This is a genomic window from Amycolatopsis sp. NPDC050768, from assembly GCF_040654155.1.
Taxonomy (GTDB): Bacteria; Actinomycetota; Actinomycetes; order Mycobacteriales; family Pseudonocardiaceae; genus Amycolatopsis.
Genome location: NZ_JBFAHL010000002.1, coordinates 312,901 through 337,540 on the forward strand (window position 1 = coordinate 312,901; position 24,640 = coordinate 337,540).

Below are 24,640 nucleotides of genomic sequence, written 5' to 3' on the forward strand. Positions count from 1 at the left end.
CGACCAGCGGCACTGGTCACGCCGCAGGTCACAGAACGGCGAGCCCCTCGGCCACCACCACGCCGTCGTGCAGCACCGTCCGGTCCCGGCCGCGGTCCATCACCGCGCTCGTCGGCGTCTCCCCGTCCACCAGGACGAGGTCCGCCCTGTCGCCCGCCGCGAGCCCCGGGCGGTCCGACACCCCGGCCAGGCGGGACACGTCGTGGCTCATGATCGACGCCCCGCCCATTGTCGCCACGGCCAAGGCCAGCTCGACGTGGTCGTCCCGGCGGAATCCGCGCGTGAACGCCAGCTGCCAGGTCCGGTCCAGCAGGTCGCAGTTGCCGTACGGGCTCCAGTAGTCACGCTGCCCGTCCTCCCCCAGACCGATCCGCACGCCGGCGGAAACGAGGTCCAGCAAGGAAAGCTGTCCGGCGGAAGACGGGGCCACGGTGGTCATCGCGACGTCCAGCTCGGCGAAGTCGTCGATCACCCGGCGGCTCACCGACTCGGAAATCGAGCCCAGGTCGTACGCGTGCGACATCGTGACCTTGCCGCGCAGGTCCAGCGCCCGGACGCGCTCGAGCACCAGGTCCGTCGAGAACAGGCCGAGGTGGCCCGGCTCGTGCAGGTGGATGTCCACTTCGACCTGGTGCTTCTCTGCCAGGCCGAACACCGCGTCCAGGTGTCCCTTCGGGTCGCGGTCCAGCGTGCACGGGTCGATGCCGCCGATCACGGTCGCGCCGGATCGTAGGGCCGCGTCCAGGACGTCCAGCGTGCCCGGTTCGCGGAGGATCCCCGCCTGGGCGAACGCCATCACGTGCACTTCGGCCTGGTCCGCGAACTTCTCCTTCGCGGCCAGCACGGCGTCGAGCTTCTCGAGCCCGCAGTCGACGTCGACCTGGGCGTAGCTGCGGACCCGCGTGGTGCCGTGCACGATCATCCGCTCCAGCGTGCCCGCCACCCCGTCCGGCAGCGGCACCTCCGCCGACCGCCAGTTCTCGCGGTCGTTCGTCATCATCGCCCACACGCCGGGGCCGCCGGTGTGGGGACGGAACGGTAGGCCGATCCGCGTCGAATCCAGGTGCACGTGGACGTCGCTGAACGATGGGAACAGCAGCCGGCCCCGGCCCTCGACGGCACCGGGTGCCGGCGCCGGGTCGTGCGGGCGGACCGCCGAGATCCGGTCGCCGGTCAGCTCGACGTCGCTGCGCTCGCCGCCCCAGGGTCGGACATCACGGATCAACACGGGCAAGACCGTAGCGCGGCCGTCCGGCGAAACGCGTCACGCCGCCGCGCGCGGATCGCTCACCCGGGTGTTCTGGAACGCCGTGATCAACCAGCCCGCTTCCGAGCGGACCAGCACGAACGTCACCGTGCTCTCGCGCCCCTGGGCCACGGCGTCGCCCCCGTCGAGGGCCGAACCGCCGCCGGACACGACGATCGCGACGTCCTCGCGCGGGAAGCGCACCGACGCGTCGCCGGGTCCCCCGATTGTCGAACCCCGCAGCGGCCCCTCGAACAACGCGCGGTGCGAGCTCTCGATCAGCTCCCGGCCGGGCAGCTGCATCCCGAAGAACGTCACGTAGTCGGCGTCCTCGGTGAACAGGCTCGCGTACGCGGCGGCGTCGCCGCTGTTCCACGCGTCGGCGAGACGGCTGAGCACGGCGAGGACTTCTTCTCGGTCGGTCATGGTGAGCCCCTTGTCGAACGGCGTTCGTTATAACGAACACCGTTCTATCGACGAACAGCGTTCGAGTCAAGGCCCGATTCGTCTAGGCTGCTGTCCATGACCGTCCCGCCCCCGCCGTGGCGCCGTAGCCCGAGCCCGCGCCGGCGCGCCGAAAAGCCGGTGCTGTCACGGGATCTGGTGGTGAAGACGGCGCTGCAGATGCTCGCCGCCGAGGGCTTCGAAGCCGTGTCGATGCGACGGATCGCGCAGCAGCTGGAGACCGGACCCGCGTCGCTCTACGCACACGTGGCCAACAAGGAGGAGCTCGACGAGCTCATGCTCGACGCGGTCCTCGGCGACGTGCCCGTGCCGGAACCGGATCCGAAAAACTGGACCGAGCAGGTGAAAGAGCAGGTGCGGCAGCAGGTCCGCGCGATGGTGGCCTACCCGGGCATCGCCAAGGTCGCGTGGAACACGCCGGTGCCCGTCACGCCCAACTCGCTGCGCCAGGGCGAGGCGATGCTCGCGATCCTGCGCGCCGGGGGCCTGGATCTGAAGCAGGCGGTGTACGCGGGCGACGCGTTGAGCTTGTACGCCAAGGCCTACGCCTACGAGGCGAGCAGCTGGACGTTCGGCGACTACGACGAGGCGGAAGTCGCCGAACGCGGCCGTCAGATGGCCGACTACATGCGGTCCCTGCCGGCCGGTGCGTTCCCGAACCTGTTGCAGTCCGGGCAGTTCTTCACCGGCGAGACGAGCAAGGACCGCTTCGAATTCGCGCTCGCGATGTTCGTGGGCGGACTGCAGAGCCTCGTCAGGGCTTGAGCACGATCTTGCCGCGCGTGTGGCGCTGCTCCAGCTCGCGGTAGGCGTCCTGCACCCGCGCCAGCGGGTACGTGGCCGCGACCGGCACCTCGAGCAGGCCCTTGTCCACCAGCGCGGCGAGGTCGCGCATGACCTCGGCGCTCGCGGCGGCCATGTTGCCGTCGGTCTTCACGTTGTACTTCTGCGCGGCGGCGAAGTCGATGACGGTGTCGATCCGTCCCGTGTAGACACCCAGGCGCAGCGCCAGCTCGACGTACCCGTCGCCGTAGGTGTCGATGAACGCGTCCACCTTGCCCTCGGCGACCTCGCGGATCCGCTCTTCGAGGCCCTCGCCGTAGGCCACCGGGAGCACGTCCTGCTCCTTCAGCCACGCGTGGTTGGCCTCGCTCGCGATCCCGACCACGGTCGCGCCGGTGAGCTTCGCCAGCTGCACGACCAGGGAGCCGACGCCGCCCGCGGCACCGGACACCACGAGGGTGTCGTCCTCGTGCAGGCCGGTCGCGCGCACAGCGGCGTACGCGGTGGTGCCGGCGACGAACAGCCCGCCCGCCGCTTCCCACGACACGCCGCTGGGCTTCGGCGTCAGATTTTCGGCGTCTACCAGCACGAACTCGGCCTGGCTGGCGCGCGTGTGCACGAAGCCGATGACCTCGTCGCCGACCTGGATCTCTTCGACGTCCGCACCCAGCTCGGCGACCACGCCGGCGAGGTCGCTGCCCTGCCCGGACGGGAACGTCGAGGGGAACTGCTGTGCGAACACGCCTTCTCGGATGGCGGCTTCACCGGGGTTGATCCCGGCGGCTCTGACCTCCACGAGCACCTGGCCGGGGCCGGGCACCGGACGCGCGACTTCTTCCACCCGCAGGACGTCGATCCCGCCGTGTTCGCTGTACCTGACCGCCTGCGGCATGCGCGACTCCCTCGCTCGTCGATACTTCGACCAACGAACCATCCGCCGGGTTTATGCCCGCTGAGCGAAAATTCAGCCGGCCAGGCGCCGGACCACACCGTCGGCGAGCAGCCGCCCGCGGTCCGTCAGCACGGCGCGGCCGCGACTGTCCAGAACGGACGGTTCCAGGAGTCCTTCCGCCGCCGCGGCACGGGCTTCGGCGATGCCCGCGGCGTCGAGCGCGTCGAGCGCGAGTCCTTCCGCGACACGGAGTTCGAGCATGATGCGTTCGAGGTGGCGGTCGGATTCGGTGAGCAGTTCACGGCCGGCTTCCGGGCTGTTTCCCTCGGCCAGCAGCGACGCGTACTTGGCCGGGTGCTTGACGTTCCACCAGCGGACGCCGCCCACGTGGCTGTGCGCGCCGGGGCCCGCGCCCCACCAGTCGCCGCCCTGCCAGTAGCCGAGGTTGTGCCGGCAGCGGGCCGCGTCGTCCGTGGCCCAGTTGGACACCTCGTACCAGCGCAGGCCGGCGGCCGAGAGCACGGAGTCGATCATCTCGTAGTCGGTGGCGAGCACGTCGTCGTCGGGTGCGGGCAGCTCGCCGCGGCGCACGCGGCGGGCGAGCGCGGTGCCCTCCTCCACGATCAGCGCGTACGCCGACACGTGGTCCACGCCCGCGGACAGCACGGCGTCGAGCGAGGCCCGCAGGTCCTCCGGACGCTCGCCGGGCGTGCCGTAGATCACGTCGAGGTTCACGTGCTCGAACCCGGCGGCCCGGGCCTCGCGCGCGGCGTCCACGGGCCGGCCGGGCGTGTGCACGCGATCGAGCACCTGCAGCACGTGCTTCGCGGCCGACTGCATCCCCAGCGACACCCGCGTGTACCCGGCCGCCCGGATGCGCTCGAAGAACTCCGGCGAGGTCGACTCGGGGTTGGACTCGGTCGTCACCTCGGCGCCCGGCGCCAGCCCGAACGCGCCGCGCACGACGTCCAGCACCTCCGACAGCCCGTCGGCCCCCAGCAACGACGGCGTGCCCCCGCCCACGAACACCGTGTCGGCCGCCGGCGGCTCCCCCAGCACCCGCGCGGCCAGGTCCAGCTCGCTGCGCAACCCGTCGAGCCACGACTTCGGCGACGCCGCGGACCCCAGCTCACCGGCGGTGTAGGTGTTGAAGTCGCAGTACCCGCAGCGCGTCGCGCAGAACGGCACGTGCACGTAGACGCCGAACGGCCGCCGCCCCAGCCCCTCCAGGGCGCTTTCGGGCAATCCGGTCTCGGCAGGCAGTTCGGCTACGTCAGGCACGACGTCCATTGTCCCTCGCGCTTCGCCGGTGTTCGCCCGGCCCTGGGCCACCCGGGCGGAAGTTCGGCGGCCGAACGAACCACACCGGCACCTCACCCGGCCCGAACCCCGGCCGAGCGGCCGCCCAGAGCATCCACGCCGTGCCACAAAACCGCAGGCAGCGAGCCCGCTCACCCACACCGGCGACCGACACGCAAGCCCCCCGACAGGGCCCTCCCACCATCCGGACGCGTTTGAACCACGTTCTGAAGGCGTGGTTATCTGGGCCGGTGAGTCCTGCCGGTGTCCTTCTCGTGGCGCGCCGCCACGTCGACCTTCTGCGGGTCGCGAGCGCGCTCTGCCGGCCTGCCCGCTGACTCCCGACGCCCGACCCCAGCCCACCACATCTGGACCGCAGGCGCCGGACCCGCCGCGATCCCCGTTGCCCGCCACGAAGCGGCACAACCGGAACGGCGTCCGGAGCCACTAACCGGAGGACTCCTCATGGCCTCACCCACGCGCGAAACCCCCGCGAAGAGCCGGCCGCGGCAGAAGCGCGGCGAGGGACAGTGGGCGCTCGGCTACCGAGAGCCGCTGAACCCCAACGAGCGGTCGAAGAAAGACGACAACCCGCTCAACGCCCGAGCGCGCATCGAGAACATCTACGCCCACGGCGGCTTCGACTCGATCGACCCGGGTGACCTGCGCGGCCGCTTCCGCTGGTTCGGCCTCTACACCCAGCGCAAGGAAGGCATCGACGGCGGCCGCACGGCCACGCTCGAGCCCGAAGAACTGGACGCCCGCTACTTCATGATGCGCGTGCGCCTCGACGGCGGCCTGCTCACCACGCAGCAGCTCGCCGTGCTGGCGGAGATCTCGCAGACGCACGCGCGCGGCACCGCCGACATCACCGACCGGCAGAACATCCAGTACCACTGGATCCGGATCGAGGACGTCCCCACGATCTGGCAGAAGCTCGAGAACGCGGGCATGACCACCATGGAGGCGTGCGGCGACAGCCCGCGCGTGATCCTGGGCTCGCCCGTCGCCGGGATCGCGGCCGACGAGATCATCGACGGCACCCCCGCCATCGAGGAGATCAAGCGCCGCTACATCGGCGACCCGCAGTACGCGAACCTGCCGCGCAAGTTCAAGACCGCCGTGTCGGGTCAGCAGGACGTGGCGCACGAGATCCACGACGTCGCGTTCGTCGGCGTGAACCACCCCGAGCACGGCCCGGGCTTCGACGTCTGGGTCGGCGGCGGCCTGTCCACCAACCCGATGATCGGCCAGCGCCTCGGTGCCTGGGTGCCGCGCGACGAGGTGCCGGACGTGTGGGAAGGCGTGATCAGCGTCTTCCGCGACTACGGCTACCGCCGCCTGCGCTCGCGTGCCCGCATCAAGTTCCTGGTCAAGGACTGGGGCGCCGCGAAGTTCCGCGAGGTCCTGGAGGAGAAGTACCTCAAGCGCCCGCTGCTCGACGGCCCCGCACCGGAGGTGCCGTCCGCCCCGATCGACCACGTCGGCGTGCACAAGCAGGTCGACGGCAAGTTCTACGTCGGCGCCGCGCCCGTCGCGGGCCGTGTGAACGGCGAGACGCTGCTGGCCGTGGCCAAGGCCGCCGAACGCGCGGGGTCCCAGCGCGTGCGCCTGACGCCGCAGCAGAAGCTCGTGGTCCTCGACGTCCCCGAGGCCGAGGTCCCGGGCCTGGAGACGGAGCTGAAGGAGCTGGGCCTGCACACCAAGCCCTCGCCGTGGCGGCGCAGCGTGATGGCGTGCACCGGGCTGGAGTTCTGCAAGCTCGCGATCGTCGAGACGAAGGCCCGCGCACTGGCGCTGGTCACCGACCTCGAGAAGCGCCTCGCCGACGTCCAGGGCGATCTGGAGAACCCCGTCAGCGTGCACCTCAACGGCTGCCCCAACTCGTGCGCCCGCATCCAGACCGCCGACATCGGGCTCAAGGGCCAGATCGTCACCGACGCCGACGGCCGCCAGGTCGAGGGGTTCCAGGTGCACCTCGGCGGCGGTCTCGGCCTCGACGCCGGGTTCGGCCGCAAGCTGCGCGGGCACAAGGTCGTCGCCGACGAGCTGGTCGACTACGTCGAGCGCGTGGTCCGCGCCTACCTCGACGGGCGTGAGCCCGGCGAGCGTTTCGCGCAGTGGGTCGGGCGTGCCGACGAGAGCCTGCTGCAGTGACCTCGACGGAACGAGCGGTGCCCTACTATTGCCCGTTCTGCGGTGACGAGGACCTGCGCCCCGCCGAAGACGGCGGCTGGCTCTGCGGTGCGTGCCGGCGCGGGTTCTCGGTGAAGTTCCACGGACTGTCCCTACCGGAGGAGACGCTCGGATGACGGCCACAGCTGACTACCGGACCCTGGCCGAACGCGCGGAGAAAGAGCTGGCCCAGGCCACGGCGACCGAAGCCCTGCGCTGGACGGTCGAGCAGTTCGGCGACGACTTCATCGTCGCGTCGAACATGCAGGACGCCGTGCTCATCGACCTGGCCACCCAGGTCAAGTCCGATGTGGACGTTTTGTTCCTCGAGACCGGGTACCACTTCCCGGAAACGATCGGCACGCGCGACGCCGTGCAGACCGTCTACCCCGACGTGACGATCGTCAACGCGCAGGCCGAGCAGAGCGTGGCCGAGCAGGACGCCGAGTACGGCAAGAACCTCTTCGAGCGCGACGCCACCCAGTGCTGTTTCCTGCGCAAGGTCGTGCCGCTGCGCGACACGCTGGCGAAGTACTCGGCGTGGGTCACCGGCGTGCGCCGCGTGGACGCGCCGACGCGCGCGAACACCCCGATCGTCACCTGGGACGAGCGCAACGGCCTGGTGAAGGTCAACCCGCTCGCCGCGTGGACCGACGACGAGTTCAACGGCTACATCCGCGACCACGGCGTGCTCGAGAACCCGTTGGTGTCGGTGGGTTATCTGTCCATCGGCTGCGCGCCGTGCACGGCGAAGGTCGAGGCCGGGCAGGACCCGCGCAGCGGCCGCTGGGCCGGCCAGTCGAAGACCGAGTGCGGACTGCACGGCTGATGGCGAACACAGAAGGACCGATGACCACCCTGGAACCCGCAGTCGACAACCTGGTCGCGCTGGAATCCGAAGCCATCCACATCTTCCGCGAAGTAGCGGGTGAGTTCGACCGGCCCGTGATCCTCTTTTCCGGCGGCAAGGACTCGACGCTGCTGCTGCACCTGGCGATCAAAGCCTTCTGGCCGGCGCCGGTGCCGTTTCCGTTGCTGCACGTGGACACCGGGCACAACTTCGACGAGGTGATCGAGTTCCGCGACCGCGTCGTCGAGAAGTACGGCCTGCGCCTGGTGGTGGCCAAGGTGCAGGAGTGGATCGACGACGGCCGCCTCGAAGAGCGCGCCGACGGCCTGCGCAACCCGCTGCAGACGACTCCGTTGCTGGACACGATCGCGGCGAACAAGTTCGACGCGGTGTTCGGCGGCGGCCGCCGTGACGAGGAACGGGCGCGTGCGAAGGAACGGATCTTCAGTCTCCGCAACTCCTTCGGGCAGTGGGAGCCGCGCCGGCAGCGCCCGGAGCTGTGGAACCTCTACAACGGCCGGCACCGCCCCGGTGAACAGGTCCGCGTCTTCCCGCTGTCCAACTGGACCGAAGCCGACGTGTGGAACTACATCGCGCGGGAGAAGGTCGAACTGCCGTCGATCTACTACGCCCACCAGCGCGAGGTCTACCAGCGCGACGGCATGTGGCTGGCCGAAGGCCCCTGGGGCGGACCCCGGGCCGACGAACAGGTTCGGGAGCTGTCCGTGCGCTACCGCACCGTGGGCGACGGCTCGTGCACGGGTGCGATCGAGTCGACCGCGGTCACGGTGGCCGAGGTGATCGCCGAGGTGTCCGCGTCGCGGCTGACCGAGCGCGGTGCGACCCGGGCGGATGACCGGATGTCGGAAGCGGCCATGGAAGACCGCAAGCGGGAAGGCTACTTCTGATGAGTTCGCTGCTGAGGCTCGCCACGGCGGGCAGCGTCGACGACGGCAAGTCCACCCTGGTCGGGCGGCTGTTGTACGACACGAAGTCGGTGCTGGCCGACCAGCTCGACGCCGTCACCCGCGCGTCCGTGGACAAGGGACTGTCCACTCCGGACCTGTCCCTGCTTGTGGACGGCCTGCGTTCCGAGCGTGAGCAGGGCATCACCATCGACGTCGCCTACCGCTACTTCGCCACCCCGCGGCGCTCGTTCGTGCTGGCCGACACCCCGGGGCATGTGCAGTACACGCGCAACACCGTCACCGGTGCCTCGACCGCACAGCTGGCGGTGCTGCTGGTGGACGCGCGCAAGGGCGTCGTGGAACAGACCCGCCGCCACGCAGCGGTGCTCGCGTTGCTGGGAGTGCCGCGGCTGGTGTTGGCGGTGAACAAGATCGACCTCGTCGACTACGACGAGGAGACCTTCTCCGTCATCGCCAAGGAATTCGCCGCCCACGCCGAATCTCTGGGCTACGACCACGGCACCGTCGTCACGATCCCCGTCTCCGCACTGGAAGGCGACAATGTCGCCACCACGTCCGAGCGCACCCCGTGGTACGACGGCCCCACCTTGTTGGAGCACTTGGAAACAGTGCCCGCCGCGCCGGACCCGCACGAGGCGGCGTTCCGCTTCCCGGTGCAGTACGTGATCCGGCCGCGCACGCCCGAGCACCTCGACTACCGCGGCTACGCCGGGCAGATCGCCGCCGGCACCATCCGCCCGGGCGACGAGATCGTGGTGCTGCCCGCCGGGTTGCGCAGCACGGTCGAGCGCATCGACACCGCCGACGGGCCGCTGGACGAGGCGGGCGCCGGCACGTCTGTGACGCTGCTGCTGGCCGACGACCTCGACATCTCCCGCGGCGACCTCATCGCCACGGCCGACCGTCAGCCCCGCGTCACCGACGAGCTCACTGCGACACTGTGCTGGCTCTCGTCGAAGCAGCTCAAGCCGGGCGCGCGCGTGCTCGTGAAGCACGGCACGCGCACGGTCCAGGCGATCGTCACCGAGCTCACCGCTCGCTTCGACGAGCAGACATTGTCCAGTGTGGACGATCCGGACTCGTTGGACCTCAACGACATCGGCCGAGTGGAGCTGCGTCTGGCCGAACCGCTGGGCGTGGACGACTACACCGACAGCCCCCGCACCGGCGCGTTCCTCGTCATCGACCCGAAGGACGGCGACACGCTCGCCGCCGGGCTGATCGGCGAACGGTTCCCGTGACAGCTCCTCTCGTCCCCGTCGCGCACGGCAGCCGCGACCCCCGCTCGGCCGCGACCGTGCGGGGGCTCGTGGAGCGCGTGCGCGCGCAGGCGCCGGGGATCGAGGTCTACGAGTCCTTCCTGGACCTCTCGGAACCGCGGGTCACCGACGTCCTGCGGCGCCTCTACACACAGGGGCACCGCGCCGCCGTCGTGGTGCCGCTCCTGCTCGGCAGCGCGTTCCACGCACGCGTGGACCTGCCCGCGCTCGTGGCCGAGGTCCGCGCGGAGTGCCCGGGGTTCGACGTGCGCGTGTCCGACGTCCTGGGCGTCGACCCGGTACTGGAACGCGTCGCGCTCGACCGGCTGTCCGGAGCCGGTCTGGGCCCCGGCGACGGGGTCGTGGTGAGCGCCGTCGGTTCGTCGAACGCCGGAGCCAACGCGGCCGTCGCCGATCTGGCCGCCCGCTGGGAAGGCGAACTGGGGCTGCCGGTCACCGAGGCGTTCGCGAGCGCGGCGCAGCCCGCCGTGCCCGCCGCCGTGGCGCGGCTGCGGGCGCGGGGCGTGCGACGGATCGCCGTCGCGTCGTGGTTCCTCGCGCCCGGCTTGCTGCCGGACCGCATCGCGGTGCACGCCCGCGAGGCCGACCGCGCCGTGTTCGTCGCCGAACCGCTGGGCACCGACCCGCGCGTGGCCGCCGCCGTGCTGCACAGCTACGCGGACGTCGTGACCCGGATTCCGCTTTAGTAGCACGCTCCTGCGCAGGTCAGCGTATAAAGATGAATCCGATACGCGTTTTGGGTGGCACTGGTTGCCAGATCTTCACCGTCCGCGCATGGGAACGGGAAATTCTTGACGAGCTACGTGACTCGCCGGTAACTATCTAAGCGTCGCGCGACTTCCCCCGTCCTCGCACCGGAAAAAGGTGGAGCACATGAAGTCAGCCCTGCGCAAGATCGTTCCCGTGGCCGCGCTCGCCGCCGTCGGCGTGCTCGGTTTCGCCGTCCCCGCCTTGGCTGCCACCACCGTCTCGTTCGACTGTCAGGCCGACGCGCCGATCGTCGGCCCGCAGCAGGTCAGCCTCACCCAGGACGCCGACGTGACGGCGCCCGCGACCGTCGCCCCCGGTGGTGCACTCGACGTCGTGGTCGACCCGGCGGCGAGACCCTGGCCTCACCTTCACCGCCGTGGTCAACCAGCTGATCGACATCTCGGCGCCGACCGCGTGTTTCCCGTCGCCTAGCCCGATCTTCACGACCACCACGATCGGCTGACCCGCCGGAGGTTGACGCGCCGGAGGTCGAACACTGTCGGGGGCCGCCCCCATCGCGGCGGCCCCGACGCACGTCACAGGCCCCTTCTCCGGCCCGTGTGCGATTGTGGTGCCATGGTTGACGAACTGGTGCACTACGACGTGGTGGGCGGCACCGCCACGATCACCCTCGACTCCCCTCACAACCGCAACGCCCTGTCCGCGCAGCTGCGCCGCGAGCTCTCCGGTTCGCTGGACAAGGCCGTCGCCGACGACGCCGTGCGGGTGGTGCTCCTGACGCACACCGGCCCGGTCTTTTGCGCCGGCATGGACCTCAAGGAGGCCCGCGGCGCCGGGGCCGGTGACCAGGGCGTGAACGAGTTCCCGAAGATCCTCGAGCAGCTCTGGACCAGCCCGAAGCCCGTGGTCGCGCGCCTGGCCGGCCCCGCCCGCGCCGGCGGCATCGGCATGGTCGCCGCGTGCGACATCGCGGTCGCGGTACCCGAGGCGACGTTCGCGTTCTCCGAGGTCCGCATCGGCGTGATCCCGGCCGTGATCTCGTTGACGGTGCTGCCGCGACTGAACCCCCGCGCCGCGCACGAACTGTTCCTCACCGGCGACGTGTTCGACGCGCAGCGGGCCGTGGAGATCGGCTTGCTCAACGCCGCAGTGCCCTCCACCGAGCTCGACGAGACCGTGGAGCGGTACCTGAAGTCGCTGACGCTCGGCGGCCCGAAGGCGTTGGCAGCGACCAAAACCCTGCTGAGCAAGCCACGTCCGGCCACGCCGTCGGAAGGCTTCGCCGCGATGAACGAGCTGTCCGCCGGGTTCTTCGCCAGCGAGGAAGGCCAAGAAGGCATCCTCGCCTTCGCCCAGAAGCGCAAGCCGAACTGGGTCCCCGAAGACCACACAGCCTGAGCAGGAGCGTCTCGATCCCCGTTCCCCCGGCGGGGATCGAGACGTTACGAGTTGGCCAGAACGACCGTCAGCTGCCAGGAACCCGCTTTGCCGTCCGCCGGGCCGAGCGCCCGCTGAGCGTCGGACAGCACGCTGCGGATCGCCAGGTAGTTCTTCGGTTCGGCCTGGCGCAAGGCTTCCGAGCCGCTCCAGATCAGCACGTGCTCACCCGCGGGCAGCCACGACAGGTCCGTGAGCATGTCGTACAACGCGTCGAGGTTGCGGCCGAAGTAGTCCGGAAAGGACATCGCCTTCGCGATCGCGTCGAGCGTGGAGGCCTTGTCCACCGTGCCGCCGTTGACCAGGTGGGGATACGCGCCCCGCGCGAAGGCCTCGTCCGCGGCGGCCTTCGCCTCGTCGGCCGGCGTCACCGGCTCGGGTCCACGACGACGAAGGACGCGTAATGGTCGTCGGTGTAGAACAGTTCCTTGGCCTGCCCCGTGACCAGGCGGCGCGGGCCGCGGTCGGGGCTCTTCGGCGTGGTCACCGTGAACTCGTGGTAGTAACCCGATTGCTTCCGCGGCAGCACTTTCTCACGATTCTCGAACACGACGTCGTCGTTGCGCGGATAGGGGTACGGCCCGCCCGCCTCGATCAGCTTCCACGTGTCGCGTGCCTGCGAGGGCAAGCCGGACAACGGTTTCACCGGCAACCCGGAGTCGCCGCCGGGCAGCTTCGCGGCGACGCCCGAAGCGCCGGCCGGGGCGGAGGTGCTCGGCGTGGCGGGGGCCGACGAGGACGAGTCCCCGACGTTCTCCTTCACGAGCCAGCCCGCGAGCACCAGCACGAGGAGACCGACGAGTGCGGCGGTGATCCGCCTACGGTTGACCATGGGGAGTGAGCCTAAGAGGGCGGGTTGTCGTCGTCGCGGGCCGGGCCGAACCAGCGGGCGAAGCGGCCCACGAGCTTGTCGATGACCCACGCGAAGAGCAGGCACAGCGGTACCAGCACGACCATGACCAGCACGAACTGGACGGGGAACCAAGCCTGGGCGAGCCACAGCTCGACCCCGTCCCACCAGTCGGCCAGCCCGTTGAACACGAGTGTGAGCCTACGCGCGCCAGGCTGCGTCGGCGCGCCCAGGGGCGGTAGGTTGCTGCCATGTTCGCCGTATACGCGAAGGAACCCAACGCCGAGGCCCCGCTCGACTCTCTCGTCGCCGGCGAGCGGCCCGAGCCCGAGGTGCCCGAAGGCTGGGTCCGGGTGCACGTCAAGGCCGCCAGCCTCAACATGCACGACCTGTGGACGCTGCGCGGCGTCGGCATCAAGCCCGACCAGTTCCCGATGATCCTGGGCTGCGACGGTGCCGGCACGCTCGACGACGGCACCGAGGTCGTCCTCCACTCCGTCGTCAACGCGCCGGGGTGGCAAGGCGACGACACGCTCGACCCGAAACGCACCCTGCTGACCGAGAAGCACCAGGGCACGTTCGCCGAGCAGGTCGTGGTGCCCGCGCGCAACGCGGTGCCCAAGCCGGCCGGTCTCACGTTCCCCGAAGCGGCGACGATGGGCACGGCCTGGCTCACCGCGTATCGGATGCTGTTCGTGAAGTCCGGCCTGCGCCCCGGCCAGACGATGCTGGTGCAGGGCGCCTCCGGCGGCGTGTCCACGGCGCTCATCGCGCTCGGGCGCGCGGCGGGCTTCCGCGTGTGGGTGACCGGCCGCAGCGAGGAGAAGCGCGCGGTGGCCGAGAGCGTCGGCGCGCACCAGACGTTCGAGTCCGGCGCCCGGCTGCCCGAGCGCGTCGACGCGGTGTTCGAGACCGTGGGCAAGGCCACGTGGGCGCACACCCTGAAGTCGCTCAAGCCGGGCGGCATCGTGGTGGTGTCGGGGTCCACGAGCGGCCCGGACCCGTCCGCGGACCTGCAGCGCGTGTTCTTCCTGCAGTTGCGCGTCGCCGGCTCGACCATGGGCACGCGCGACGAGCTGGCCGACATGCTGAGCTACCTCGACCTCAAGGGGATCAAGCCCCGGATCGGCACAGAACTGCCCCTCAAAGACGCCACTGAAGGCTTCCGCGCGATGCTCGACGGCGAGACCGCGGGCAAGATCGTCTTCACCCGCTGAGTCGACAGAACTCCTCCGGCCTGGGCTTTTCCGTCACGGATCAGCCCGGGCCGGTGCTTGTACGCCGCATTCCGTTAACCGTCAACACCCCGAGTTCGCAATCGGCTTGTTACCCCCAAAGTTCGACCGGAACTCGACCTTGAACGGTTAACCTGTAGACATGACCGCATCGAAGCGGCCCGCACCCGCTGTCCGGGGCGGCCGGCCCAGCAGCGAACCGGATCCCGTCCGGGTCACCTTCCGGCGCTTCGCCGGAGTGCGGACGCGAGTGCTCGAAGTCGGTCCGCCGGTGGTGGAAGCCGAGGCGCCCAAGCGGTCGCGCAAGCGCGGCACCGAGAAGCCCCGCGCACCCCGGCTCGTTCTTCTCCACGGCTACTGCGACAGCGCCGACACCTGGCGTCCCGTGCTGGCCGAGCTCGCCTCCGCAGGCATCGCGGCCGTCGCCGTGGACCTGCCCGGCTTCGGCGACGCCCAGCCCCTGCGCCCGGGCCCCATGCTCCCCCAGCTCGACGCGTTCGCCGCCGCCGTGGTGCGCGAGCAGGCCGTACTCGGCCCCGTGGTGCTGGCCGGCAACTCCCTCGGCGGCACACTCGGCCTGCGCGCGGCACAGAACCCCCGGCTGCCGCTCGTCGGCGTCGTGTCGATCGCCGCGCCCGGCTTCGTCGACTCGTGGCTCGTCCGTACCGTCGCGCGCAACCCGTTGCCGCTGCGGCTGTACTCCGCGCTCCCCCTGCCCGTGCCTGGCTTCCTGGTCCGCGCGGTCGCCGAGCAGGTCGTACCCCGCCTGCTGTATGCCGACGCGGGCACCGCCGACGCCGGCCAGGTAAGCCGCTTCACCACGCTCTTCCCCGACTACCGCGCCACCACCTCCCGCCTCGAGCAGGCGCGCCAGCTCGTCACCGAGCTCGCCGACGCTTACCAACTCGACCGCGTGCACGTCCCGCTCCTGGTCGTGGCCTGTGGCAAGGACAAGCTCGTGTCCTCGGCCGCCGGACGCCGCCTGCACACCCTCGTGCCGCACAGCCGCCTGCTCGTCCGCGAAGACTGGGGCCACTGCCCCCAGCTGGACGACCCGCCCGAGATCGCCGAGCTCCTCACCTTCTTCGCCGCCGGCGCCGTCCGCTCCGGCGACGTGAAACGCCCGGCCCGCGCCGCTTCGCAGGCCGCGGAGGACACGGCGGCGGGCTGAGATCCCGCCCGCGTCGGAACATCGGTGACACAGTGGACACGGCCTAGTACGGTGCGTTGCCAGAGCCCGTGACCCGGGCTCGGTTCACGACGTATGAGGAGACAGCGATGTCCGCTCCGCGCAGCCTGGGATCAGGGTCCGGCATCTTCCGGCGCAAACCGATCGAGACGATCGAGAGCGGCGGTGACGGCCTGCAACGCACACTGGGGCTGCGCCAGCTGACGGCGATCGGTGTCGGCGGCATCATCGGTGCCGGGATCTTCTCGCTGGCGGGCGCGGTGGCCAACCAGACGGCCGGCCCCGCCGTGCTGATCTCGTTCCTCATCGCGGGTATCGCGAGCGCGGCGGCGGCGTTCTCGTACGCGGAGTTCGCCGGGCTGATCCCGCGCGCCGGCTCGGCGTACACCTACGGCTACGCGGTACTGGGCGAGATCGTCGGCTGGTTCATCGGCTGGGACCTGCTGCTGGAGTACACCGCGATCGTGGCGGTGGTGGCCATCGGCATCTCCGGCTACTTCAACGACCTGCTGGGCTTCCTGCACGTCTCGCTGCCGCAGTGGATGTCGGGCGCGCCGGGCACCGAGCCCGAAGGCGTGGCGCACGGTTCGTACGTGGTGAACCTGTTCGCCGTGGTGCTGTGTCTGCTCATCGCGTTCATCCTCAACCAGGGCATGAAAAACGCGGCGCGGTTCGAGACGCTGCTGGTGTACCTGAAGGTCGCGCTCGTGGTGCTGGTGATCGTGGTCGGCGCCTTCCACATCAAGACGGGCAACTACAGCAACTTCTTCCCCTTCGGTGTCAGCGGCGCGTTCACGGGGGCGGCCACGGTCTTCTTCGCCGTCTTCGGCTACGACGCCATGTCGACCGCGGCCGAGGAGTCGAAGGACTCGCAGAAGCACATGCCGAAGGCGATCCTGTACTCGCTCGCGATCTCGATGGTGCTGTACGTGCTCGCCTGCCTCGTGCTCACCGGAATGGTGAACTTCAAGGACATCGACCCCGAGGCGGCGTTCTCGAGCGCGTTCGCATCGGTGGGACTGGGCTGGCTGGGCGCGGTGATCGCGGTCGGCGCCATCATCGGCATCCTCACCGTGCTGTTCACGTTCCTGCTCGGCGCCACGCGCGTCGGCTACTCCATGAGCCGCGACGGCCTGCTGCCGAAGTGGTTCGGCAAGACGCACCCGGTGCGCAAGGTGCCCACGCGCACCACGTGGATCCTCGGTGTGGCGTCGGCGATCATCGCCGGGTTCCTGCCCATCGGCGAGGCCGCGGAGTTGACGAATATCGGCATTCTGCTGGCGTTTGTGGTGGTGTGTATCGCGGTGATCGTGTTGCGGTACAAGCGCCCCGACCTGCCGCGCACGTTCCGCACGCCGGGCATGCCGGTGGTGCCGATCATCGGCGTGGTGTTCTCGATCTGGCTGATCACGTTCCTGAAGCCGGAGACGTGGCTGCGCTTCGCGATCTGGTTCGTGATCGGCATGGGCGTGTACTTCGGTTACAGCCGCCGGCATTCGGTGCTGGCGCGCGGCGAGAGTGAGTCCATTTCGGACTGACGCGCACGGAGACTCGCCACGCCCGGACGACGGTCCGGGCGTGGCGGGCGGCTACGGCTCGGCGCGGAAGATCAGGCCCGGCTCCTCATACCGTGCCTCCGGCACCTCGTAGAGCTTCTCGATCGCTTCGGCGCGGGAGGGGAAGTCGGCGATCATGAGGGCGGTTTCCTCGGCCGACGGGGTCAATCCGGCGGCAGCGAGCAGGGCCGGGACGACGGTGGCGGGATCGGGTGTCACGGGATTGTCCTTTCCTGGTGCGGGGTTCACGACAGCGGGGGAACCTGGCGGTGCCAGGAAGTGCGCTGCTGGTAGGCGTATCCGGCCGCGAGCACGGTGGCCTCGTCGAACGGCTTGCCGACGATCTGCAGGCCGAGCGGCAGCCCGTCGGCGGTGAAGCCCATGGGGACGGACATCGCGGGGTTGCCGAGGGCGTTCCAGTACGGCGTGTGGAGCGCGTCGACGATCTTGTCGAGCGTCAGCTTGTCCACCTCGGGGGCGCCGCACGCGCTCGTCGGCGTGAGGATGAGGTCCACGTCGGCGAAGAGAGCGGCGACCTGGCGCTGGCCGACACGCCGGACGCGCTGGGCCTGGACGTAGTCGCCGGCGCTGATGAGGGCGCCCGTGGCGACCGCCATGCGGGTGCCGGCGCCGTAGTCGGTCCAGCGGGAGCGCAGGTCCGGCTGGTGGTAGGCGTACGCCTCGGCCGAGAGCCCGAGCATCGTGGCGGTCTTGAGCTCGTCGTACAGCGGCAGCCGCACGTCGACGACCTCGGCGCCGGCCGCGGTGAGCTCGGCGACGGCCGCGTCCAGCGCCGGGTCGAGTTCCGGAGCGGTGAGCGGTGAGCGGTCGAGCAGGCGGTCGATGCCGATCCGCAGCCCGGCGAGTGATCCGGTGAGCCCGCCGGTGTAGTCGTCGACCGGGCGGTCGACCGACGTCGCGTCGCCGGTGTCGTGACCGGCGAGCACGGCGAGCATGAGCGCGCAGTCCTCGGCGCTGCGGGCCATCGGTCCGATGTGGTCGTAGCTGTAGCCCAGGGGCACGCACCCGGCTTTCGGGACCCGGCCGAAGGTCTGCTTGAGCCCGGTGATCCCGCAACTGGTCGCCGGGTACCGGATGCTGCCGCCGGTGTCGGTGCCGAGGCCGCCGAGGAACAGCCCGGCCGCCACCCCGCTGCCGGTGCCCGAGCTCGAGCCGCCGGGGTAGTGCTCGGTGTTCCACGGGTTGCGCGGGATCGGGAACGGCTTGTCGGGGTCGGGGGTGCCGATCGCGTACTCCATCGTGCTGGTCTTGCCGGTGACGATCGCCCCGGCGGCCCGCAGCCGCGCCACGACCGGGGCGTCTCCGCCGGCGCCCCACGCGCGGTCGAGAACGAGGCTCTGCGCGGTGGTCTCGCCCTCCTCGGTGGCGATGATGTCCTTGATCCCCAACGGGATTCCGTGCAACGGGCCGCGGTCGACGCCGCCGGCCAGCTCCGCGTCGGCCTTGGCGGCGGCCGCGAGGGCGGTCTCGTCGAATCGGGCCAGGTACACGCCCAATGCCTCGTCGTGGGCGTCGGCGGCCGCGTACGCCGCGGTCGTGAGCTCCACCGACGTGGTCTCTCCGGCGCGCAGTGCGGCGGCGGCTTCGGTGATGGTCAGGTACATCGCGTCCTCCTCAGGCAGCCGCGGGCAGGGCCGGGCGGCGCAGGTGGTGGGTGGTGGCGGCCTGGTAGGCGCCGCCGAGGGCGAACAACGTGGCCTCGTCACGCGGGCGACCCACGAACTGCAGGCTCCCCGGCAGTCCGCCGATCTCGCCCGAGGGCACCACCAGCGCCGGGGAACCGGTGAGGTTGAACGGCACGCTCGTCCGGCAGGCGGCATCGAGCCACGGCACCTCGCGGTTCCCGAGGTCCGACGTCATCTCGGAGGCGATGAACGGGGGCAGCGCGCTCAGACCGGGCGTCACGAGCGCCGCGCAGCCCGCCATCGCGGCCTCGAGCTCCCGCTGGAACACCGGGCGCAGCCGCAGCGCCCGCAGGTAGTCCGCGGCGCTGACGAACGGGGCCGCGCCCAGCAGCGACGCGCCCATCTCGTCGCGGTCCTCGATCCCGGACACGTGGTCTTCGTGCAGGGAGAGCATTTCGGCGTAGATGATCCACCAGCCCGCGACGGCGGCGAGGTCGAACGTCGGCAGCTCCACGTCGACGAGTTCCACGCCGAGCCCGGTCAGCTCGCCGAGCGCCGACTCGTACGCCTCGGCGACCGCGGGGTGCAGGTCACCTTCGAGGAACGCGCGATCCCGGGCGACCCGCAGCCCGCTGACGTCCCGGCCCACCGCCGCGCTGAACGGACTGTCCTGGGCGGGCAGGGCCGTCGGGTCGAGCGGGTCAGGCCCGGCGATCACGTCGAGCATCAGCGCGGCGTCGGCGACACTGCGGGTCATCGGCCCGGCGTGGTCCATGGTCCAGGACAGGCCCATCACGCCGTGGCGGGGCACGCGGCCGTAGGTCGCCTTGAGCCCGGTGATCCCGCAGAACGCGCTCGGGATGCGGATGGAGCCGCCGGTGTCGGTGCCGATCGCCAGCGGCACCTGGCCCGCCGCGACCGCCGCGCCGGAGCCGGACGACGATCCGCCGGTGGTGCGCCGCGGGTCCCACGGGTTCCGGGTGGGGCCGAAGGTCTTGTTCACCGCGCCCCCGCAGGCGAACTCGAAGGTGGCGAGCTTGGCGAGCGGCACCCCGCCGGCGTCGGCGAGCCGGGCCGCGAGCACCGCGTCGGTCTCGGGCACGTGGTCCCGGTACAGGGCCGAGCCACCGGTGGTCCGGATCCCGGCCGTGGCGACGATGTCCTTGAGGCCGTAGGGCACTCCCTCCAGCGGGCGGGCGGTGCCCTCCCGCCAGCGCGCGTCGGATTCGGCCGCTTTCACGCGCGCCGAGTCGGCGAGGAGGGTGATGATCGAGTTGAGGCCGGGGTCGGTGGCCTCGATCCGGGCCAGGCAGGCCGCGACGGCTTCGCTCGGTGTCGCGGTGCCGGCGGCGAACGCGGCGAGCAGCTCCGTCGCGGTGAGGTCGGCGAGGTCGGTCATGCTGTGCCTCCCTTGGTGATCCAGGCGAGCGCGGTGGCCGGTTCGCTGACCGGCTCGGTGAACGGCAGGGGCAGGCGCCGCAGGCGTTCCAGGTCCGCCCGGTAGTGGGTGTGCGTGGCGTAGGCCTGCGCGAGGCGCTCCGGGGTGAGCGTGATGTCGGAGTTCGCGGCGAACACGGCGAACTCCTCGGGTGAGGGCAGGGGCACGGATTCCTCCTTGACGACGGACAGGTGGGGGCGGCGGGGCAGCGTCTCCCGGACGGTGAGGGTGAGCAGGAGCCCGCCGAAGAGGCAGGCGGCCGTGGCCGCCAGCGCGGTGTGCACGCCGCCGACGGCGATGCCCGCTCCGGCGAGCAGTCCGCCGGCGAGCATCCCGATGTCACAGGCGATCCGGTACGCGGCGAGCGCGGTGTCCGGGTCCTCGGCGAGGTCGACGGTCATCGCGGCCGGGATGACCCAGGTCGTGCCGACGGTGACGCCGGCGGCGAGCGCTCCGAAGGCGAACGCGACCGGGCCGCGGACCACGGTGGCGAGCGCCAGCACAGCGACGGTGCCCCACGCCAGCGCCGCCGCCAGCGGGAGCAGCCGGCCGTGGCGGTCGCCGAACCGGCCGCCGAAGTGCATCGCGGCGACGTCGGTGACCGACAGCGCGAACAACGCCAGCCCCAAGGCGACCCAGCCCATGCCGAGCTGCGCGCCCAGCAGCGGCACGAGGGTCAGCGCGAGCCCGGAGCGCACCGCCTGCCCGAGCCCGGTCAGCACGAGCACCGACCACAGCCGGCGGCCGCGCACCCCGAGGCCCGCGGGCAGCCCGAGCCGGGGCCGCACGGCGGAAACCCAGCGGGGAGCGAGGAACCACGCCGCCACCGCGCCGGCCAGGTTCACCACGCCGCACACGCCGAACAGCAGCCGCAACCCGGCGGGCCCGGGCGCCACCGCCGCGATCAGGCCGCCGCCGAGCGGCCCGGTCGCGACGCCGAGGAACCAGAACGCGTTGAACGTGCCGATCGCGCTCCCGCGCACCCGCTCGCCGACGAGCCGGACGGCGAGGGCGATCCCGCCGCCCATGAACAGCGCCGTGCCGAAGCCCTGCAGCACCCGTGCGAGCCCGACGATCTCCCAGCTGGTGGTGGCGGCCGAGAGCAGGCAGCCGACACCGAACACCAGCAACGAAACCGTGAGCGCGGTGCGGGAGGACACCCTCGGCACGAACCGGGTGCCGAGGAAGTCCACCAGCAGCAGGGAAAGCCCGATCGAGGAGACCACGAAGGCCGCCCACGACGGCGATCCGCCGAGCCCCACCACGAGCAGCGCGGTGAACGGCGCGGTCAGCCCGAACCCGACCCCGGCCCCCACGACGACGAGGTGGAAGCGGCGGCGGGTGTCCGCCCCGGAGACGGGCACCGGGGCGGACACGGGTGCCCGCGGGGGCACGGTTTCGATCACCGCGAACCGGCCGGCTGCGGTTCGGGCCGGCTGGCCCGCTGCGCCGCGACGCCGCCCGGCATCACGCCGGCCGCGTCCTCCACGACCGCGCCCGCCCGGAACGTCAGCGTGTCCTGCCACCGCGGCGCGATGATCTGGATCGACGTCGGCATCGAGGTTTCCGGGTCCGTGCCGCTCGGAACGGCCAGCGCCGGGTGCCCGGTCAGGTTGAGCACGCAGGTGTTGCTGACCATCGTGGTGCCGCGCGCGAGCAGCTCCAGGTCTTCGGCGGGCCGGTCCAGCAGCACCGGCGCGACCTGCGGCGTGGTCGGGGTGACGAGCAGGTCGAACCCCGCGAACGCGGCGTCGAGCTGCGCGGTCAGGGCCCGGCGCAGATTCGCGGCCTTGGCGAAGTAGGTGGAGAAGTACTTGTCGTGCAAGTACCTTCCGCCCAGCAGCCACACCTTGAAGAACGGCGGGAACGAGTCCGCCTCGAGCCGGCGGACCAGGCCGAAGGCGTGGGTCCGCTCCACGTCCACCTCGCCGAGGTGGGCGTAGCCGGCGCCGTCGGACTGGGCGTTGAGCCACGCCAGGTGCAGCAGCAGCGTGGTTTCGATCGCCCACGCGTCCGTCCACAGGGGAACGGATACAGGGGTCACGGTCGCGCCGGCGGCCTCCAGCGCGGCGCACGAAGACTCGAACGCGGCGAGCACGCCCGGTTCGCACAGAGCCGGGTCGCGGCCTTCGGTCACCACGCCGATCCGCAGCCCGCCCACCCCCTCGCCGAGGGCCGCGACGGCGTTCGTCGGCACGGGGGTACCCCGGACCCACTGCGGGTCGAGATCGGAGTGCCCGCTCATCACGTCGAGCATCCGGGCGGTCAGCTCGACCGTGCCCGCCATGGGGCACACCGCGTCGATCGTGTGGTCCATGTACGTCAGCCCGTGCGAGGGAACCAGGCCCTGCGTCGGTTTGATGCTGACGATTCCGTTGAAGGACGCGGGAATCCGGGCCGACCCGCCCTCGTCGACGCCGACCGCGAGATCGACCGCACCCGAGCGGACCGCCGACCCCGAGCCCCCCGACGAGCCGCCGGCCGAGCGGGTGGGGTCCACGGCGTTGCGGGCCGGGCCGTACCAGCTCGACTCGCCGGTGCCGGACGTGGAGAAGTCGTCCAGGTTCGTCTTGCCGACGACGTCGGCGCCGGCGGCGAGCAGCCGCGACACCACGACCGCGTCGGACGTCGGCGTGTAGTTCAGCGTTCGCGACGCGTTGGTGATCGGCACCCCCGCCACGGCGAGGTTGTCCTTGACGCCCACGGTGAGTCCCGCGAGCGGCCCGTCCGGCGCGCCTTTCACGTGACAGCGCCGGATGAACGCGTGGAACGGGTCTTCGGCGTCGTCGACCGGGCCGCCGGGATCGCGCTCGGTCCAGGTCAACGGCGGGGCGGGCGCGTGCAGTTCGTCCAGCCGGTCGACGCCGGCGAAGGTCTGGTCGAGGATCTGCGCGTACTGCTCGGCTTCACGCGGGGTGAGGGACATGTGCTCGGTCGCGCCGAGGTCCGACAGCTCCTGCGGCGTCGGCCTGCGCACGAAGCCGCGGATGCGGCCGCGGGGCATCGCCATGGCGGTCTCCTTTCGATGGGGTCGGTCAGCCGACCGACAGCTGGGTGAGGTCGGCGAACCAGGACTGCGCCTGCACGAAGCCGTGCACGCTGGGCGAGAGCACGCGCGGGTTGCGGTCGTCGACCACGACCAGCCACGGCGAGTCCTTCGCGAGGATCTGCGCGGCCTGCGAGTAGAGGCTCGCCCGCGCTTGGTCGTCGAGCACCGTGCGCGCCTTGGCGAACAGCGCGTCGACCTGGGGGTTGGTGTACTTGCCCGCGTTGGCCGTCGAGCCGGTGCCGAACCAGTTGCGCCAGAAGCCTTCCTGCTGGTAGCTCAGCGAGATGTTGAGGGCGTCGGCGTTGTCCGGGATCTTGCCGCTGAAGAAGTCGGTCAGCATGGCCGCCCACTCGATGGGCTTGAGCTGGACCTTGACGCCCACCTTGGCGAGATCGGCCTGCAGTGCCGTGTTCATCGGGGTGGGGACCATGTTGCCCGAACCGCTCGTCGGGTAGGACAGCGTCATGGTGAACCCGTTGGGGTAGCCCGCTTCCGCGAGCAGCTGCTTGGCCTTCGCCGGGTCGTAGCCGTAGGAGTCGTCGGCGCGTTCGTACGCCGCGTTGGCGTGCGGCACGAAGCCGAGCGCGGGTTCGGCGGTGCCCTTGAGGATGTTGTCGACCAGCGCCTGGCGGTTGATCGCCCAGTTGAGCGCTTCGCGGACCTTCACGTTGGTGAACGGCGGCTTCGTGAGGTTGTAGACCCACGGCCAGATGTGGTCGTAGGAGTTGGTCAGCACCTGGAAGCCCTGTGACTTCAGGTTCGGCACGTCGTCCGGCGGCGGCACCTCGATCCAGTTGACCTCACCGGAGCGCAGCGCCGCCACGCGCGCGGTCGGGTCGGGGATCGGGCGCAGGATCACCTTGTCGACCTTGGGCCGGCCGGCCCAGTACTTGTCGTTGGCCAGCATGACCATGCGCTGACCGCGCACGAGCGAGTCGAACTTGAACGGCCCGGTGCCCACCGGCTTCTCGGCGAAGCCCTGGTTGCCTTCGGCCTTCACCGCGGTGGGGCTGGCGAAGTACACTGTCGCCAGATCGCTGGGCAGGTAGGCCCACGGGCCGTTGGTGTCGATCACGATCGTCAGGTCGTCGACCTTGTGGTAGCTCTTGATCCCGGCGATCGACAGCCCGCCCTGGGCGTTGAGCTCCTGGTAGTACTGCGGGCTGTTCTTGTTCGTGTAGCGGTCGAGGTTGAACAGCGCCGCGTCCGCGTTCCACGGCGTGCCGTCGTGGAAGGTCACTCCGGCCCGCAGCTTGAACGTCCAGCTCGTCAGGTCGGCATTGGGCGTCCAGGATTGGGCGAGGTCGGGGGTGATCTTCGGGATCTGGTTGTCCTTGGTCAGGTCGAACTTCGTCAGCCCGTCGAAGAGCTGGTTGGCCACGAAGCGCAAGCCCTCGTAGCCCTGGCCCTGGGCGAGACCGGTGTCGAGCACGGGGATGTCGGACGCGGTCATCCCGATGGTGAGCGTGTTGCCGCCGGAGCTGCCGGCGGTGGCGCTGCCGCCGCAGGCGGACAGCAGGAGCGAAACGGCGGCGGCGAACGCGCCGAGCAGCGCGGTTCGTCCTCTCCGCTGGGCGAAGTAACGGTTGGGGGACAAGGGTTTTCCTCTC

General features: G+C 70.9%; 25 protein-coding genes and 1 pseudogene. 13 read left to right on the forward strand and 13 right to left on the reverse strand.

Translation table 11 applies throughout. From position 1 onward, the window contains the following. Positions 1-28: 28 nt before the first annotated feature. Positions 29-1,228: an amidohydrolase family protein gene (locus AB0H62_RS08710; protein ID WP_360585020.1), complete on the reverse strand. Its 1,200-nt coding sequence runs from the start codon at positions 1,226-1,228 to the stop codon at positions 29-31. A gap of 36 nt (positions 1,229-1,264) precedes the next feature. Next, positions 1,265-1,672, reverse strand: coding sequence for an SgcJ/EcaC family oxidoreductase (locus AB0H62_RS08715; protein ID WP_360585022.1), 408 nt, complete (start codon positions 1,670-1,672; stop codon positions 1,265-1,267). Positions 1,673-1,768: 96 nt separating this feature from the next. Between AB0H62_RS08715 and AB0H62_RS08720 the strand changes: the two genes are divergently transcribed. Further along, positions 1,769-2,476: a TetR/AcrR family transcriptional regulator gene (locus tag AB0H62_RS08720; RefSeq protein ID WP_360585024.1), complete on the forward strand. Its 708-nt coding sequence runs from the start codon at positions 1,769-1,771 to the stop codon at positions 2,474-2,476. On the opposite strand, the gene AB0H62_RS08725 is transcribed toward AB0H62_RS08720, so the two are convergent. Together AB0H62_RS08725 and hemW are read right to left on the reverse strand one after the other, a co-directional pair. Continuing rightward, complete coding sequence (locus AB0H62_RS08725) at positions 2,466-3,386, reverse strand: NADP-dependent oxidoreductase (protein WP_360585026.1); 921 nt, start codon at positions 3,384-3,386, stop codon at positions 2,466-2,468. The two genes, AB0H62_RS08720 and AB0H62_RS08725, sit on opposite strands and share 11 nt — an antisense overlap. A 72-nt stretch (positions 3,387-3,458) precedes the next feature. Next, positions 3,459-4,667, reverse strand: a complete 1,209-nt coding sequence (hemW, locus tag AB0H62_RS08730; protein WP_360585028.1) for a radical SAM family heme chaperone HemW — start codon at positions 4,665-4,667, stop codon at positions 3,459-3,461. Positions 4,668-4,936: 269 nt separating this feature from the next. Between hemW and AB0H62_RS08735 the strand changes: the two genes are divergently transcribed. The 9 genes and pseudogenes from AB0H62_RS08735 (at position 4,937) to AB0H62_RS08775 (ending at position 12,028) form a co-directional block, all read left to right on the forward strand. Further along, positions 4,937-5,023, forward strand: coding sequence for a putative leader peptide (locus AB0H62_RS08735; protein WP_354874210.1), 87 nt, complete (start codon positions 4,937-4,939; stop codon positions 5,021-5,023). Between the two features lie 127 nt (positions 5,024-5,150). After that, a complete protein-coding gene (locus AB0H62_RS08740) occupies positions 5,151-6,842 on the forward strand; it encodes a nitrite/sulfite reductase (RefSeq protein WP_220242817.1) in 1,692 nt (563 codons plus the stop codon). Next, positions 6,839-6,997, forward strand: coding sequence for an Insertion element protein (locus AB0H62_RS08745; RefSeq protein ID WP_354874043.1), 159 nt, complete (start codon positions 6,839-6,841; stop codon positions 6,995-6,997). The genes AB0H62_RS08740 and AB0H62_RS08745 overlap by 4 nt, the downstream gene beginning before the upstream one ends. Then, positions 6,994-7,689: a phosphoadenylyl-sulfate reductase gene (locus tag AB0H62_RS08750; protein ID WP_360585031.1), complete on the forward strand. Its 696-nt coding sequence runs from the start codon at positions 6,994-6,996 to the stop codon at positions 7,687-7,689. Before AB0H62_RS08745 ends, AB0H62_RS08750 begins: the two co-directional genes overlap by 4 nt. Positions 7,690-7,709: 20 nt before the next feature. Next, entirely contained in the window at positions 7,710-8,618 is a 909-nt protein-coding gene (gene cysD / locus AB0H62_RS08755; protein ID WP_360585033.1) for a sulfate adenylyltransferase subunit CysD, read from the forward strand. After that, the gene (locus AB0H62_RS08760) at positions 8,618-9,880 is read left to right on the forward strand and encodes a GTP-binding protein (RefSeq protein WP_360585035.1); all 1,263 of its coding nucleotides are present in this window, start codon (positions 8,618-8,620) and stop codon (positions 9,878-9,880) included. The genes cysD and AB0H62_RS08760 overlap by 1 nt, the downstream gene beginning before the upstream one ends. Beyond that, entirely contained in the window at positions 9,877-10,605 is a 729-nt protein-coding gene (locus AB0H62_RS08765) for a sirohydrochlorin chelatase (protein ID WP_360585037.1), read from the forward strand. The genes AB0H62_RS08760 and AB0H62_RS08765 overlap by 4 nt, the downstream gene beginning before the upstream one ends. 187 nt (positions 10,606-10,792) lie before the next feature. After that, positions 10,793-11,132 (forward strand): annotated as a pseudogene (locus AB0H62_RS08770) (hypothetical protein). Between the two features lie 113 nt (positions 11,133-11,245). Beyond that, complete coding sequence (locus AB0H62_RS08775) at positions 11,246-12,028, forward strand: enoyl-CoA hydratase-related protein (protein ID WP_220242823.1); 783 nt, start codon at positions 11,246-11,248, stop codon at positions 12,026-12,028. Between the two features lie 44 nt (positions 12,029-12,072). Here the strand turns inward: AB0H62_RS08775 and AB0H62_RS08780 are convergent, their stop codons facing one another. Genes AB0H62_RS08780 through AB0H62_RS08790 form a run of 3 tightly spaced genes read right to left on the reverse strand, consistent with a single transcriptional unit; the run spans position 12,073 to position 13,108 of the window. Beyond that, positions 12,073-12,438, reverse strand: coding sequence for a barstar family protein (locus AB0H62_RS08780; protein WP_220242824.1), 366 nt, complete (start codon positions 12,436-12,438; stop codon positions 12,073-12,075). After that, positions 12,435-12,899, reverse strand: a complete 465-nt coding sequence (locus AB0H62_RS08785) for a ribonuclease domain-containing protein (RefSeq protein WP_220242825.1) — start codon at positions 12,897-12,899, stop codon at positions 12,435-12,437. Before AB0H62_RS08785 ends, AB0H62_RS08780 begins: the two co-directional genes overlap by 4 nt. Before the next feature lie 11 nt (positions 12,900-12,910). Next, positions 12,911-13,108: a hypothetical protein gene (locus AB0H62_RS08790; protein ID WP_220242826.1), complete on the reverse strand. Its 198-nt coding sequence runs from the start codon at positions 13,106-13,108 to the stop codon at positions 12,911-12,913. A 60-nt stretch (positions 13,109-13,168) separates the two neighbouring features. Here AB0H62_RS08790 and AB0H62_RS08795 point away from each other — a divergent pair, with 60 nt between their 5' ends. From AB0H62_RS08795 to AB0H62_RS08805, 3 genes are all read left to right on the forward strand, one after another. Next, positions 13,169-14,134 carry a zinc-binding dehydrogenase gene (locus AB0H62_RS08795; protein WP_360585040.1) on the forward strand — a complete coding sequence of 322 codons (966 nt, stop codon included), beginning with the start codon at positions 13,169-13,171 and terminating at the stop codon, positions 14,132-14,134. Between the two features lie 160 nt (positions 14,135-14,294). Next, positions 14,295-15,323, forward strand: coding sequence for an alpha/beta hydrolase (locus tag AB0H62_RS08800; protein ID WP_360585042.1), 1,029 nt, complete (start codon positions 14,295-14,297; stop codon positions 15,321-15,323). A 107-nt stretch (positions 15,324-15,430) separates the two neighbouring features. Continuing rightward, entirely contained in the window at positions 15,431-16,879 is a 1,449-nt protein-coding gene (locus AB0H62_RS08805) for an amino acid permease (protein WP_220242829.1), read from the forward strand. 51 nt (positions 16,880-16,930) lie between these two features. On the opposite strand, the gene AB0H62_RS08810 is transcribed toward AB0H62_RS08805, so the two are convergent. From AB0H62_RS08810 to AB0H62_RS08835, 6 genes are read right to left on the reverse strand one after another with little or no spacing between them, the layout of a single operon-like run. Next, positions 16,931-17,116 (reverse strand): hypothetical protein, encoded by a 186-nt coding sequence (locus AB0H62_RS08810; protein ID WP_220242830.1) that lies wholly within the window; start codon positions 17,114-17,116, stop codon positions 16,931-16,933. Positions 17,117-17,142: 26 nt separating this feature from the next. Next, positions 17,143-18,522: an amidase gene (locus AB0H62_RS08815; RefSeq protein ID WP_360585045.1), complete on the reverse strand. Its 1,380-nt coding sequence runs from the start codon at positions 18,520-18,522 to the stop codon at positions 17,143-17,145. Positions 18,523-18,532: 10 nt separating this feature from the next. Continuing rightward, positions 18,533-19,942, reverse strand: coding sequence for an amidase (locus tag AB0H62_RS08820; protein WP_360585047.1), 1,410 nt, complete (start codon positions 19,940-19,942; stop codon positions 18,533-18,535). Next, entirely contained in the window at positions 19,939-21,387 is a 1,449-nt protein-coding gene (locus AB0H62_RS08825; RefSeq protein WP_360585049.1) for an MFS transporter, read from the reverse strand. Before AB0H62_RS08825 ends, AB0H62_RS08820 begins: the two co-directional genes overlap by 4 nt. Continuing rightward, a complete protein-coding gene (locus AB0H62_RS08830; protein WP_220242834.1) occupies positions 21,384-22,991 on the reverse strand; it encodes an amidase family protein in 1,608 nt (535 codons plus the stop codon). The genes AB0H62_RS08825 and AB0H62_RS08830 overlap by 4 nt, the downstream gene beginning before the upstream one ends. A 25-nt stretch (positions 22,992-23,016) precedes the next feature. After that, complete coding sequence (locus AB0H62_RS08835) at positions 23,017-24,627, reverse strand: ABC transporter substrate-binding protein (RefSeq protein WP_360585051.1); 1,611 nt, start codon at positions 24,625-24,627, stop codon at positions 23,017-23,019. Between the last annotated feature and the right edge of the window lie 13 nt (positions 24,628-24,640).

Excerpts from the sequence above, each read along its gene's own strand:
- AB0H62_RS08815 (WP_360585045.1), bottom strand. The coding sequence starts at position 18,522 with ATGTACCTGACCATCACCGAAGCCGCCGCCGCACTGCGCGCCGGAGAG.
- AB0H62_RS08830 (WP_220242834.1), bottom strand. The coding sequence starts at position 22,991 with ATGGCGATGCCCCGCGGCCGCATCCGCGGCTTCGTGCGCAGGCCGACG.
- AB0H62_RS08800 (WP_360585042.1), top strand. The coding sequence starts at position 14,295 with ATGACCGCATCGAAGCGGCCCGCACCCGCTGTCCGGGGCGGCCGGCCC.
- AB0H62_RS08795 (WP_360585040.1), top strand. The coding sequence starts at position 13,169 with ATGTTCGCCGTATACGCGAAGGAACCCAACGCCGAGGCCCCGCTCGAC.
- AB0H62_RS08760 (WP_360585035.1), top strand. The coding sequence starts at position 8,618 with ATGAGTTCGCTGCTGAGGCTCGCCACGGCGGGCAGCGTCGACGACGGC.
- AB0H62_RS08805 (WP_220242829.1), top strand. The coding sequence starts at position 15,431 with ATGTCCGCTCCGCGCAGCCTGGGATCAGGGTCCGGCATCTTCCGGCGC.
- AB0H62_RS08715 (WP_360585022.1), bottom strand. The coding sequence starts at position 1,672 with ATGACCGACCGAGAAGAAGTCCTCGCCGTGCTCAGCCGTCTCGCCGAC.
- cysD (WP_360585033.1), top strand. The coding sequence starts at position 7,710 with ATGACCACCCTGGAACCCGCAGTCGACAACCTGGTCGCGCTGGAATCC.
- AB0H62_RS08785 (WP_220242825.1), bottom strand. The coding sequence starts at position 12,899 with ATGGTCAACCGTAGGCGGATCACCGCCGCACTCGTCGGTCTCCTCGTG.
- AB0H62_RS08740 (WP_220242817.1), top strand. The coding sequence starts at position 5,151 with ATGGCCTCACCCACGCGCGAAACCCCCGCGAAGAGCCGGCCGCGGCAG.
- AB0H62_RS08820 (WP_360585047.1), bottom strand. The coding sequence starts at position 19,942 with ATGACCGACCTCGCCGACCTCACCGCGACGGAGCTGCTCGCCGCGTTC.
- AB0H62_RS08725 (WP_360585026.1), bottom strand. The coding sequence starts at position 3,386 with ATGCCGCAGGCGGTCAGGTACAGCGAACACGGCGGGATCGACGTCCTG.
- AB0H62_RS08775 (WP_220242823.1), top strand. The coding sequence starts at position 11,246 with ATGGTTGACGAACTGGTGCACTACGACGTGGTGGGCGGCACCGCCACG.
- AB0H62_RS08750 (WP_360585031.1), top strand. The coding sequence starts at position 6,994 with ATGACGGCCACAGCTGACTACCGGACCCTGGCCGAACGCGCGGAGAAA.
- AB0H62_RS08720 (WP_360585024.1), top strand. The coding sequence starts at position 1,769 with ATGACCGTCCCGCCCCCGCCGTGGCGCCGTAGCCCGAGCCCGCGCCGG.